Raw genomic sequence first — 13,374 nt, forward strand, 5'->3', positions numbered from 1 at the left:
TACGGAGGGCGCAGCACCCTGGCTGGGGTTATCGGCAGCGCCGGCCAGGCGCTTTAATTCACCCACCGCTTCACACCGATTTGGTCCGCGCGCCATTATCCAGAGGTTGGAGAACAAGCTCCAGTCGTTCGTCGTGGCGAGGGGCGGCGGTGGCATGGCCAACCGAGCCCCATCAGGTGGGCGCGAGGACCTGCGTCGCTGCGAAACGGTCTGCCCAGCGGTTGTCCTGGCGAAACTGCTCGATGGTGGTGCGGTCACTGGGGCAGGCCAGTGCCTGGAGGGCGGCTTGACGCAAGTCGGTGCCTTCATCCACCAACCAGACCCCCGGCGCTTCGCCGCGCAGGGCCATCTCACCGAATCGGGTGGATATCACGGGCAAGCCGAGGGCCCGGTACTCATAGTATTTGATCGGGTCCACTGACGCGGTCAGCTGGTTGAGCTTGAAGGGAATCAGCCCTACCGAGAACGTCGCCATGGCGGCAATGGCCTCGGCATGGTTACGCTCGGGAATCAGCTCGATGTTGGCCGGCAACGCGCCGGGCGGCGGAGTGAACAAGGGGCCGATCAGGCGAACCGGGTTGGCCGGGTTGGCGCGGGCCAGGGCAATGACCAGGTCCCAGTCGAACCAGTGGCCCATCGTGCCGACATAGCCGAGCACCTGTTGCTTGTGGCCCAGGTCCAGTTGCTCCACCGGTGCCAGATGCTGCAGGTCGCAAGCGTTGAGGGCCAGTTCGACGCGCTTTGCCACAGCCTGGTGCCGGTCGCGCAGGGCCGTGGAGGACACCAACAGGTGAGGCACCCGTCTAATCAACTGCGCCTGGCGCCGCGCCATCGACCGTCGAGACAGGCCTTGGTAGAAGGCCGGGAAATCATCCATGGCGTCATACACCGCCGGGCTGTCCGGCAGGCGCGCGAGCAACTGCAGCGCCAGTTCCGAAGGCTTCGCGACACAGATCATGCTCGGCCCTTCGGCGCAGAACTGCGCGACGCGCCTGAACGTCTTGCGCCATAACGGCTTGAGGACCAGCGCCGCGCCGGGGATGGGCTCGATGGGCAGCGCCGGGGGCTGGCAAAGGCGCAACCAGGGCGGTACGGCGGTGTGTTGTGGGCCGGCTGATGGAGGCTTGCGCCTGAAGTCGTTCAGCGAGGGCAGGCGGGTCGGATACGGATCCACCCACAGCACCGGTTCCCCGGTCTGCTCGTGATACCAATGGACGAAATGATGCGGGCGCTGGCTGAAGCTGGCCCATGGCACCGGCGACAGATAGATCAGGCGCATGGCGACAGGTGCTGTCTCAGCACATCGACGATCCGCCCGGCGGCCTGGCCATCGCCGTAGGGGGAAATCCCCCGGGCCATGCTCTGGTACGCCTGAGGGTCATCGAGCAAGCGTTGGGCCTGTTCGAGGATCGCCTGCGGGTTGGCGCCCACCAGCTTGACCGCCCCCAGGTCCACCGCTTCCGGGCGCTCGGTTTCCTCACGCAGCACCAGGACTGGCTTGCCCAGCGCCGGCGCTTCTTCCTGCACGCCACCGGAGTCGCTGATGATCAGGTAGGCGCGTTTCATGGCCGCGATGAACGGGGCATAGTCCAGGGGCGCGCACAGCAGGATGTTGGGGATTTGGCCGAGCACCTGGTGGGCCACTGCCTGGACGTTGGGGTTGGGGTGTACGGGGTAGAGGATCTGGATGTCCGGGTTGCGTTCTGCCAGGCAACGGAGTGCCTGGCAGATATGCAGGAAGGGGGCGCCGAAGTTTTCCCGCCGATGGGCCGTGACCAGCACCAGGCGCTTGCTGGCGTCCAGTTCGATGTCCAGGGGCACGGGGTGCGCCGCGGTCATCAACAAAGCATCGATCACGGTGTTGCCTGTCAGGATGACATCGGCGGGGGCGACGCCTTCACGCAGCAGGTTGTCCACCGCGCCCTGGGTCGGCGCGAAATGCCAGCGGGTCAGCTTGCCGGCGATCACCCGGTTGGCTTCCTCAGGGAACGGGTTGTGGATATCCCCGGTACGCAGGCCAGCCTCGACATGGCCGAAGGGAATCTGCAAGTAGAAGCATGCCAGGGCCGCGCTCATCACGGTGGTCGTGTCCCCCTGGGCCAGGACGACATCCGGTTTTTCGGCCTTCAGTACATCGTCGAGCGCCAGCAGCAAGCGTGCCGTCAACGTCGCCAGCGACTGGTCGGGCTGCATGAGGTCCAGGTCCAGGTCCGGGGTGATTGCGAAAAACGCCAGCACCTGGTCGAGCATGCCTCGGTGCTGGGCGGTGGCCAGCACCCGGCAGTCGATGCCGTCCTGTGCCTGGAGTGCCTTGATCACCGGGGCCATCTTGATGGCTTCCGGTCGGGTGCCGACGATGCAAAGTACCTTGCGGGTCATGCCTGTTGATGTCCTATCGTTGTGTTGCAAGGGCGCGTCCGATCCGGTCCGCGTTGGCCATGAGGGTCAGGGTATGGGATTTCTCGGAGAGACCGGGCAGGCAGGCACCGTCGACAACGTGCACGCCGGGCAGCCCGGCGACCTCTCCCAGGCTGTCGGTCTGTCCGACGTCGGGCCGTGCCCGCATGGGCAAAGTGCCCGCGTAATGGATGTCCGCCCCCGGCTGGGCCAGGGTGAAACTCATCGGCATCAACAGCGCACCCATTTTCCAGTAGATCCGACGCAGCCTGGCCTCGGCGTTCTTCATGAGCCCTGGCGCCTCGGGTTGCAGGCCGCCGGTGATGCTCAACGAGCCATCGGGGCGTAACCTCGCCGTGTTGTCGGACAGATGGCCAGGCAGGAAGATATTGCCGACCAGGCAGGCACTGAGCAGCTTGTTCGACAGCTCGATGGCCAAGCGTTTGCTCATCGGGATCCGGCTGACGAATTCGCTCATCGGCAAGCCCGTGGTGCTGAACGTCGAGCCGAAGGCACAGGTGCCGGCCGCCAGCTCCAGGGCGAACGATAGCTGACCCAGGCCAAATGTCGAAACCCTCGGCGTGCCGAGCATGCTCGGCAGCCATAGCAGGAAGGCGGCCGTGGGCGAGGACAGCAGTCGCACCGCCGCGGTGTGGTTCAACTGTTTGAGCACGAGCCGGGTAGTGGCCAGCGTGCCTGCCGCCAGCAGCAGGCGCCGTGCGCCCACCCGTCGGGAGGCATGACGGTCGCTGATCACCCACGAGCCGTCCGGTTGACGCGAAAGATCATCCACCAGCACACCCTGGACGTGCTGGAAGCCTGGGTACTGCTTGAGCGTTGCCAGTTCCTGCGCTGCGCTGTACAGCGCCTGGTTCTGGCACCCCCACAGGCAGTTGCCGGACAGATCGCACGCCTTGCGTTCCCCCAGCGGTTGGCTCAGCGCCGCCACCCGCGAACGGCCCAGACGAAACCCCAGGGCGGGAAAACTCGGTTGACGGCGTGTGTAGCGATCAAGCAGCCGTTGATGCAAAGGGTCCATCGGCAAGGGCGGTTGGGACCACTCATCGAGGCCGAAGTAGCTGGAAAGATCATCGTCGGCTTGGCCGCTGATCCCGATTCGCCGCGACACCGCTGCATAGGATCGTTCCAGTTCGGCGTAATCGAAGGGCAGCGCGGGCAAGTCGCTGGCGTCCAGGCGCGCCACGCCACAGCCCCAGGCATTCGACAGCCCGCCGGTAGCCAATGAGCCGATCCCGATGAAATGTCGGGTGTCGATGCGGTTGCCTTCGTTGAACCCGCGAAACACATGCGCGTGGGTGGGCGTCTTCAGCTTGGGTGAGACCGCTTCCTGCTGGTTCAGGCCGTGGAAGTCTTCGCCAATCAACCATTTCCACTGGACTTCGTCCCGGGTGCGGCTTGTGAGGTACGGGGCCAGCGGCGCCGCCGAGGTGCCGCCGTCGACCTGGGCATCGACCATGAGCACGGTCAGGCCTGCCTTGACCAAGGGGTAGGCAGCCGAGGTGCCGGCAGGGCCACTGCCGACGATGATCACATCGAATTCAGGCGTCACGCGGGGCTCCAGCGTCAAGGATCAAGCGGCGCGCCAGTGGACGACACAGCGGGGTCACAGCCCGCCATACGAGGGCCTTGGCCGCGATCCATCCCAGCGCCATCGACGTCAGGACGAAGCCACGGGGCTGATGCGTGCCGAGAAACCGCCTGGCGCCGACGGGGCTGGCTTCGGCCAGGGCGAGCGCGGCCTGCAGGCGCCAGGCGAGGTCCTGACCACCGGGCGTCGCGAGGACGCCGGGGTTGTCCAGCAGGCTCACCAGGACCGGCCAGCGTTTCAACCAGGGCGAGCGAATGGCCGGTCGGGTTCTGCCGGCCTGTTCCAGGGCTTTGACGTAACGGCTGACCAGGCTGCTCGGCGGTGTGCTGCCGAGCAGGTAGCCCAGCAGCACGTTGCCTTCTTCGAGGCACTGCCGACGTTGTCCCCGGTCGGAGCGGTGCAGGCCGTCCGCCAGGGGCCGCAACACGATGCCGAGTTTTTGCAGGCTGGGGGCGGTGTCCAGGGTGGGCAGGTGGATCAGCGAAAAGATCCGCTCCAGCCCCAGCTTCGTGCCCAGCGATTGGCCGAGGCACCTGCGCAGCAGGGCGAGCAGTGCTACCGGCACGGGAACGGGCAGGCGCATCGTGTGGACCCTGTGTGTCGCGATCGCCATGAGAAAGCGGCCAAAGGAAATCGGCTGCACCGCGCCCAGGCTCAGCACCTCGGCGCGAATGTCCTCACGCTCGACCACGGCCAGGATCGAGGCGGCCAGGTCATCGACATGAACCGGCTGTACGCAAGGCGCCGGCACCAGCATCGGGATGACCGGGAAGCGGCGCACCAGCCTGCACAACAGGCCAAAGAGCCCACGCTCGGGACCGCCATACACCTGGCCCGGGCGAATCACCACGCCTCCGGCCGCCAGCACCGCTTGTTCGATCCGCCATTTGACCTGGCCGTAGACCGTTGGCGCGCTGGCCTGGGCCGTCTGGCTGGACATGAAAATGAACCTGGCCGAGGCTTGTCGGGCGCGCTGGATCAGCGCCTCGGCGGCCAGGACCTCGGCGTCCGCGCCCATGCCGGACTCGGGCGCGGTATTGGCCGCCAGGTGGATAAACGCCTGGACACCGGCCGGACATTGCGGCGCGGGTGCCAGCAGGTCGTAGGGCAGCCAGGCATGGGGGCGGGCACATGACGTGCGCGTGGCGCAGATCACCTCATGGCCGTCCGCCGCCGCGCGGTCGGCCAGTTGTAGGCCGATGTAGCCCGTTGCACCGGTAATCAGCAGCTTCATGATCAGGCGCCTTCCACGCGGTTCGGCCGCTCGGACGCGGGCGTCTTGGCGGTGAACACGAACCACTTGCTGATCCAGTACGTCACGAAGACGCAGGCCACGTCGGCAACGAATTTCACCGCGCTGGGGTGGTCGACGACATACAGGCCGGCGCTGAGCAGGGCCGAGGCGAGCGGAATGTTGACCGCCAGCAACGCGAAGTAGCTCAGTGCCTGGGCCTTGCCGTTGCCCTGGTTCGACTTGAACGTGAAGTGGCGGTGCAGGAAGAACGCGAACAGCCCAGCGACGCCTTTGCCGGCAATATTGGCCAGCACCGGCTCATCCCGGAAAAAAACCAGGAGCAGCAGGAACGTGCCCATGTCCAACGCATAGGCCAGCAGTTGGATGGCGCCGTACCGAGCGAAGGTCAAGGCTTGCTCCTGATGACGACAATGTGATGCAGGCCCAGCACCCGTCGCAGGGGATAAAGCAGTTTTTCAACGACTTTCATCAAGGGGATCAGCGCGTCGGGCAGCAGTTGACGGAAGTTCAAGCCGCCCGAGACCAGGTACCGAGGATAGTTGCCGCAGATTTCCTGGTGGAGGATTTCCAGGCCAGGGTACTTGCGTTCGAAGGCTTCGCGGTCCCGCACGAAAACGATGTAGCTGAGCGCCTGGTTGGCACCGTTCATGGGGCCGGTGGAAGGTGTTTCCCACGATGGGAAGTGCCTGTCGAAGCCCTCGGACTTGAACAGGCGCTTGTACAGGAACGCGGCAAGCGGGCCGTGAAAGGGCTCGATCAGGATGGCCCCGCCACCGGGCACGAGGGTGCGTTCAAGCTCGCTGAAAAACCTGTCAGGGTGAGGAAAATGGTGGAAGCAGTTCTGGCCGTAGAACGCCCTGACCGAGTGATCGCCCAGGCTCATCGATTCTGCATTCAGGGCCATGTCCAGGTGCTCGGTGGCGACGATGTCGGTGGCCAACACGCCAGGGTAGGTGTCGCGCATTGGCGCGATCCCGGCGCCGATTTCCACTTGCAGGCCTTCGACCTTGAAGTGACGCTCGGCCAGGCGATGAAAGGCATGGTGGAACTCGACAAACACGTCCTTGAGCATCCGCTTGCGTTCGAGAATTCGCTTATGCAGCTCAAGGCGCTCGACGCCGTCGACATCTAATGTCTTGAGCGAAGGGTCGGCCAGAAAATCCCTGAGCGCCTTCACGGCTGCTTTTTCCGCAACGAGGTGGCATGGCGGCGTCTCGAATGCCTTGGCCGGTTGGGCACCGAGGCGATGTCGTAGCCGAGGAAGGCCATGACCAGTTGCAGCCCCAGCAGCAGCGGCAGCGCACTGAGCATCACGGTCCCGGCGGGGGTCTGGACGCCATTTTGCGCCGATTCGTACCAGTGGTAGCTGCCGAACACGGTGCCGAACAGGAGCATGAGTAGCCCGATGGGCAATTCGATCGAGGCCAGGGACATGTCCCGCAGGTAGTAGTTGTAGAACACGCGCTTGGTGAAGTTGCGCAGGTGCTTGAACAGGAACTCGCCAATGATTTTCGAGACCGCCAGGTGACTGGTTTCGTCGCCATAGCGCGCCTCCATCGGAATATCGACCACCACGGCGCGCACGGTATTGAGGCGGAACAGGATGTCGGTCTCGAAGAAGTAGCGTTCGCTGACCTTGTCCAGGGGCAGGAGCCGGGCGACGTCACGATGGATCGCGGTGTACCCGTTGGTGGGGTCGAACAGGTCCCAGTAACCCGTCGACAGCTTGGCCATCAGTGACAACACGGCGTTGCCGAACAGCCGGACCCGTGGCATCGACTGGACTTGCTCCAGGTTGAAAAAGCGATTGCCCTTGGTGTAGTCGGCCTCGCCGGCCAGGATCGGCTCGATGAACAGCGGGATCAGGGCCGGGTCCATCTGACCATCGCCATCGATCTTGACGATGATGCTTGCGTTGTCCGCGATGGCTTCCCGGTACCCGGTCATCACGGCTCCTCCGACACCTTTGTTGACGGCATGGGGCAGAACCCTGACCCTGGGGTCGGTGCAGGCCTGCAACACCTGCTGGCCGGAGCCGTCCGGGCAGGCATCGTCGATCACGTAGATGCGCCACACCTGCGGGCCGATGGCCTCGATGACATCGATGATGTGCGCCGTCACCCGGTAGCAGGGGATGACGACCGCGACTCGAGGTTCTTCCGTGAAAAGCTCTGTTTTTGAGTTCATCGATATCGCTGGCTATTGTCTGAATGAAAGGGACTTGAACGCCACGGGCGTATCGGTATGCCCGGAGGCATAGACGATCGCGACGACGGCTTCCTCGGGCGCCACCACGGTCATTTCATGGGTCGCCCATTGCGGCGTGCAATCGAACGTTTCGATGCTGGCGGAAATGAACCGGCCTTGGGCATCCATCCAGTTGGCCTGGATTCTTCCGGACGTGGGCTGCGTCGCACAGCGTGCCGACACTGCGCTGGTGAAGCTCTGCCCTGGCGCCACCTCGACACGTTGGGTGGCCGGCGTGTTGACCGTGACCGTAAGGGTTTTGCGCGATGCGTCATAGGACGAGGGCTCGGTCAGGTGCCAGCCTTCGAGGTCGGACAGGTCGGGGTTGAGCAACCGTTCGAGAGGGACCTGATGGACTTTGCGCAGCTCCAGCCCGCCCATTTTGGCATACGGCTCGGACACGGCCAGCAGCCGCTCGCGTTGCGCGGTGGGTGTGCTGGCATGGTCGATGATCAACCAGTCCACCTGGCGCTGTCGCAACCGCTGCAGCAGGGCCGGCGGCGTGGTTGCCTGGTCGACTTCACGGGTCCATTTCACGTTGTACCAGGAGGCGTATAACGCATCGCTTTTCAGACCCGCCATCGAAGGTGGCGCAAAGACTGCCACGGGCCGATTGGCCACGTTCAGCGCGTTGACGACGTCGACCATTTTGCGGATCGGCAGGTTCTGCGCCAGGTAGGCATCCCGCCCGGCCGCACTGAACAGTGCGGCCGGCTTGATCTGGCCATAGTAGGTGGCCGCCTGGATGAACAGCACATTGGCCAGCACCAGCACGGCGCCCACGATCATTCCCAGTGTCCTCGGGAAGTGTCTGTGGTCGGAAAAGGGCAGGGCGAGGACCACGGCAAACAGGGCAAAGGAAGGAAATATGTAGCGCAGGTAGGCCGTCGAGTGGAACGACAGGACAATCGCACCGGCGCCGAGCAGGAGGATGCACCAGGCCTTGCGGTTGGCCCCCAGCAGCAGGGCGACGGCCGCGGTGGGCACCAGCAGCCATTGGAAGCCGGCGGCACCGTCCTTCCCTTCGATGAACCGGGGGGCCTTGAAAACCATGCGATAGAGGGTATCCCACGTGACCCCCTTGTCGAAGATGGCCGGCGCCTCGAAGTTGACGCTTGGCCAGAGTGGCGATTGAAAAATCGCGTTGAAAAACGGGAACACGGGATTGCCGGTCAGGAACCACGCCGAGAGGTACGGTGTGAGCCCCGCCACCAGCAGGCCGAGGCTGCCCAACAGCAGCGCCCGGATGACGCCGGGGCGGATCCAGGCCCGGTACTGCACCAGCAGGAGCACCAGCAGGACCGGCAGAATGCTCAGGGTCACCGCTTTGGTCGCCAGGGCAAACCCCAGCAGCAGCCCGGCCAGGATCAACTGTGAATGACGCTGCGCAACTTGCGAGGTGAAGCGTGAGGTATTCAGGATGGCCAATGACCCGGCCAGGACGAACGCGGTCCACGTTGATTCGATGAACAGGCTGCTGCTCTCGGCGAAGGCCAGGGGCGTGGACAGGAAGAACAGGCTCGCCCATCGGGCACTGGTGGCCGTGCCGCCGGCCCAGATCGTCAGGTGTCGGACCTGCCACGCCACCAGCAGCGTGAACGCGCAGTTGGTCAGGCGCGAAGCGGTTTCGCCGGCCAGCATGTAGACGATGCTGTAGATCCAGTCGGCCAGCATGGGCATGACCGCCCACACGTAGGTGCTGGCGTCGAAACCCCATTGGTGCCGCTGGGCCAGTTGAGACGGGACGAACAGGTGCATCGCCAGGGCGTCGTAGCCGACCTCCGGCATGAAGGCGACCGCTGCGTGCAGGCAGGCGATGGCGACCAACAGGCTATCGAGCAGGGTCGCCAGCGGTGCCTGCGGCGCGCGTTCGGTGCGGACCTGCGCCAGGACTCGGCGAACACTCGCCGCGGCGTCGGCATGCCCGAACACGAGGGGCAGCAACAGCAGCGTGGCATACAGCCCGGGGTAATTGATCGGGAAGTAGGCGGCCAGGCCCGTCAGCGTACCGAACGTGCCCATCCCGACCAGCAACGGGACCGTCCAGTCGGTGGGGGTTCGCTGGCCCAGTATCCATTTGCCGAGAGTGTGGGCGGACAGCGCCAGCACGGCGACCACGATCATCGGCCAGGCCTGGCCACCGGCAATGGACAAGCCCGCGATAAGGCCCAGGCCGAGCACAAACGGCGGTTTGCGGGTGAGGGCGGTGAGCGCGCCAATCGCCAGTGCGGCCAACAGGATCGTTCCGGTGGCGCTGTTCATCGACGGCCATGGCAGCGTCGAGAAACCGTACAGGCTGACCACCGTGCTGGCCAACAGCACCAACACCACCGTCGCGTACTTCAAGCTGTCTGTGTGCAAGGTATCGTCTCTGCGGTTCAACACGTCAGTGGCTTGGGAAGGACCATGGGCGGCCTATACGTCCCGGTACACATGCGGGACCCAAGGCCCCCATTTGCTTTCGTAGAGGGCTTTGTTCTTCTCGAACAGCACGCGTTTTTTCTGCGCGCCCAACTGGTTGAACGCGGCGGACAAATGATGGTGGACGAACACGTCCTCGGCACAGAAGGCGCGCAGGCCAAGCTGCTGGACGCGGCGACAGTAGTCGTCATCTTCGAAAAAGCCCAGGCCATACTCTTCGCAAAGGCCGCCGATCCGTGCGTAGGTGGTGCGCGGGAACATCACGCAGAAAAAAGCCAGGGTGTTGATCTCGAAGCTCTCGCCCATGCGCCCACAGGTCAGCTCTGCCGACTCGATGTGCATGTCCTCGATCAGGTTGTAGCGGGTGCTGACCTTGGCTTCATTGCCGATGTTGTTGGTGATCGGGCCGATGATCCCGATGTTCTGGTTGTCCCGCAGATGCCGGAGCAGGCCCTTGACCCAGCCGGCCGTGACCACGGTGTCGTTGTTGAGGATCACCAGGTAGTCGCCGCTGGCTGCGGCGAGGCCCACATTGTTGCCTGCCGCGAAGCCCTTGTTGTCGGGGTTGAGGATGACGATCCGGTCTGGGTGTCCTTTCGCCCAATCGGTGAGGAAGGCAGGGGTTTCGTCGCTGGAGTGGTTGTCGACGACGATGATCTCCAGGTTCGGGTAGTGGCTGTGGGTCACCAGGCTGTCGAGGCAGGCCTGGGTGAGCGCGAGGTTGTTATAGGTCAGCACCACGACGCTGACCTTGGGCTGGGGCAAGGTGTCGATGGCCTGGCGCAGGCTCGCGGCGCGATGTCGCCAGGTCTGCTGCTGGGCGAACGAGCGACGCGCCTGCAGCGTGGATTGCGCCTCTGGCAGGGCCTGCAGAACCTCGCGTATGGCCGCGACGAAATCCGTCGGGTTTTCGGCCGCCCGCACCAGTTCGCCGAACTTGCTCAGTTCCGGCAGTTTCACCGAGACCACCGGTTTGCCCGCGCTCAGGTATTCATAGACCTTGACCGGGTTGGTGGCGAGGGTCAGTGGAATGACCTTGAACGGCAGCAGGCACACGTCCATCGCATGCAGGTAGTAAGGCAGCGAGGCGTAGGGGACCTCGCCTTCGAAGACCACGTTCGGACAGGCCTTGAGGGCTTTTTTCGCCTGGGTCGTGTCATTGCCGATCAGCAGTATCAGGTGCTGTGAAAAAGTCTGGGCGACGTGCTGAATCAGGTCCAGGTCGAACCATTCGGCGATAGCGCCGTAATAACCGATGATCTTGCGGCCCTTGGCGTCCTGGTAAATCTGCTCGGGACGCTGGCTGAAGAAAGAGTATTCACTGGCATTGCGGATCACCGCGACGTTGGCGTTTTCGCGCCGGGCGTGTTGTTCGATCCAATCGGAGGTGGCGACCAGCAGGTCTGCCCGGCGCATCAGGGCGATTTCCAGGTCGAGCAGTTCCTGCGCCACGTTGCCAAAGCCTTCGTGGTGGTCCATGCAGTCATAGATCAGCGTGGAGTTGGGGATACGCCTGGCCAACGGAAACCAGTAGGCATGCTGGACAATGCAGTCCACCGCGCCGACCTTTGCCCAGCGCAGCAGCATGGCGATGCTCTGGCACAACTGGCCGATTGCGGCGGCCGAAGGCGGGGCGTGATAAATGGCCGGCGCGCCGCAGACTTTGAGGCGGATCTGGAACAACCGCCTGGAGGCATCCAGCGCCTCGACCTCGAAGCCGGGCGCCTGATCGTCGATAAAATTGTTCGAGATGTAGAAGGTCGTCTGGCCGGCCTTGGCCAGTTCCTTGGCCAGGTTCTGCGGACGCTGGATGCGGAAGTGCCAATCGATGACGCCGAACATCACCACGCAGGGTTGCGTAGTGAGAGGCGGCGGAGGGAGGTTCACCAACAGGGCTGGCAGCGGCTGGGACGCTTGCTCCGGTGATGCCGCTGACTGGCCGGGCACGGGGTTACGTCGCTTGAGCCAGCGTCGAAGCTGGCTCGCCAGCCGGCTTTTGCGCTGGGCATCGAGCGGCAGCAGGGCGAAGACCCGCCGGGACCATCCATACAGGAATTTGCGGATCGAATAGCGCAGCGGAGCGCGCTCGATGGCATGGCTCCAGTCCGACAGCTTGAGGAGTTCGGCATGCTTGCCGGCCAGGCGATCTTGCAGGTCCGTGGCCTGATCGGCGAGAGCGGCCGCTTCATCGGTTTTTGCCTGTAGCGACGTCGTGGCCGCAGCCAACTGCTGTTGCTGTTCGCGCAACTGCGCGCGCAGCCGTCCGGTCTCGCGCTCCTGGAATGCCGTACGGGCAGTGACCTCTTTCAGGTCCCGACGCAACTGAGCGATAAGCTGGTCGCGGTTCTCTATTTCCTTGACCAGTTGTACGGCTTCCACGGACCGGGTTTCTGTCGAGCGCCTCAGTTGGTCGATGCAATCAGCCAGTCGGTTGAGCTGTTCCATGCGGTTTAAAATCCCTTGGTTAATGCTGTTGGCTCAGTGTTGGCGGGCGGCATTTTCATATGACATCGGCAAAGCCTTTGCGTGTCCTCTGGAACCAGGTAAATCCGGCCCATGCGATCAGTACAGACGCCGCCGCGTAAATTGCCAAGCTGCTCCATGGCGGCATCCTGCCCCAGAACAGCAGGTCACGGGCGACTTCCACCGGCAAGGTCAGCGGGTTCGCCTGCAAGGCCGCCTGGTAGTTTTGCGGGAGCGTTGAGCGTGGGTAGAAAATCGGTGAGAGGAACAGCATGGCCGTGGTGATGATGCCAGTGAACTGGCCCACGTCCCGCAAATAGACGCTGATGGCGGCGAGAAACCAGGAAACACCGAGTGTCAGCAACACCAGGGGCAGTACCACCAAGGGCAGCAGGAACAGGGTCGCGGGCGGCAGGCCAAACAGCAGGACGTAGAAGATCAGCCATGCCAGCAGGCTGACCGCTGCATGGAACAGCGCCGCGCCCAGTGACACCAGGGGGAGGATCTCCAGGGGAAAGACAATTTTCTTGACGTAGTTGGTGTTCGCCAGCACCAACCCTGGCGCGCGGTTCACGCATTCGGAGAACAGGTTGAACACCAGCAGGCCCGCGAACAGGATCAGGGCGAACTCGCTCTTGGATTCGCCGCCACCGGCCCAGCGGGCCTTGAACACGACGCTGAAGACGAAGGTGTAGACCACCAGCATGAGCGCGGGCGTGAAGAACGACCAGAATATGCCCAGCACCGAGCCCTTGTAGCGACCGCTGACTTCTCTGCCAATCAAGGTCCTGATCAGGTTTCGGTGGGTGAATGCACTCTTGATCATGGCGATGGGCGAAGCGTTGAACGGCTGCATCAGTGGCGGGGTCCTTAAGGCAATGTCGATCACAGGCGCCCTGACGAACATCGTCATGCACAGGTGAATCGACGGATCGAATCACCTCAATGGCAGGGGGCCGGCGTTCCTTTCGAGACGGCGGGT

General features: G+C 63.8%; 10 protein-coding genes. All 10 read right to left on the reverse strand.

All coding sequences use genetic code 11. From position 1 onward, the window contains the following. Positions 1–172: 172 nt before the first annotated feature. From AD664_RS10035 to AD664_RS10080, 10 genes are read right to left on the reverse strand one after another with little or no spacing between them, the layout of a single operon-like run. Positions 173–1,279, reverse strand: coding sequence for a glycosyl transferase (locus AD664_RS10035; protein ID WP_053146220.1), 1,107 nt, complete (start codon positions 1,277–1,279; stop codon positions 173–175). Continuing rightward, entirely contained in the window at positions 1,270–2,379 is a 1,110-nt protein-coding gene (gene wecB, locus AD664_RS10040; RefSeq protein WP_053146222.1) for a non-hydrolyzing UDP-N-acetylglucosamine 2-epimerase, read from the reverse strand. Before wecB ends, AD664_RS10035 begins: the two co-directional genes overlap by 10 nt. Positions 2,380–2,392: 13 nt before the next feature. After that, positions 2,393–3,967: a GMC oxidoreductase gene (locus AD664_RS10045; RefSeq protein ID WP_157061560.1), complete on the reverse strand. Its 1,575-nt coding sequence runs from the start codon at positions 3,965–3,967 to the stop codon at positions 2,393–2,395. After that, a complete protein-coding gene (locus tag AD664_RS10050) occupies positions 3,957–5,240 on the reverse strand; it encodes an NAD(P)-dependent oxidoreductase (protein WP_083454170.1) in 1,284 nt (427 codons plus the stop codon). The genes AD664_RS10045 and AD664_RS10050 overlap by 11 nt, the downstream gene beginning before the upstream one ends. 2 nt (positions 5,241–5,242) lie before the next feature. Continuing rightward, positions 5,243–5,650, reverse strand: coding sequence for a GtrA family protein (locus tag AD664_RS10055; protein WP_053146224.1), 408 nt, complete (start codon positions 5,648–5,650; stop codon positions 5,243–5,245). Then, positions 5,647–6,438, reverse strand: coding sequence for a class I SAM-dependent methyltransferase (locus AD664_RS10060; RefSeq protein WP_256207091.1), 792 nt, complete (start codon positions 6,436–6,438; stop codon positions 5,647–5,649). Before AD664_RS10060 ends, AD664_RS10055 begins: the two co-directional genes overlap by 4 nt. After that, positions 6,435–7,448, reverse strand: coding sequence for a glycosyltransferase family 2 protein (locus AD664_RS10065; protein ID WP_053146227.1), 1,014 nt, complete (start codon positions 7,446–7,448; stop codon positions 6,435–6,437). The genes AD664_RS10060 and AD664_RS10065 overlap by 4 nt, the downstream gene beginning before the upstream one ends. A gap of 12 nt (positions 7,449–7,460) precedes the next feature. Beyond that, positions 7,461–9,869: a glycosyl transferase gene (locus tag AD664_RS10070; RefSeq protein WP_256207092.1), complete on the reverse strand. Its 2,409-nt coding sequence runs from the start codon at positions 9,867–9,869 to the stop codon at positions 7,461–7,463. A gap of 54 nt (positions 9,870–9,923) precedes the next feature. After that, entirely contained in the window at positions 9,924–12,374 is a 2,451-nt protein-coding gene (locus tag AD664_RS10075; RefSeq protein ID WP_053146232.1) for a glycosyltransferase, read from the reverse strand. 55 nt (positions 12,375–12,429) lie between these two features. Next, entirely contained in the window at positions 12,430–13,248 is an 819-nt protein-coding gene (locus AD664_RS10080; protein ID WP_053146235.1) for an ABC transporter permease, read from the reverse strand. Between the last annotated feature and the right edge of the window lie 126 nt (positions 13,249–13,374).

The organism is Pseudomonas sp. P97.38 (assembly GCF_001269745.1).
GTDB classification, from domain to species: Bacteria; Pseudomonadota; Gammaproteobacteria; order Pseudomonadales; family Pseudomonadaceae; genus Aquipseudomonas; species Aquipseudomonas chlororaphis_E.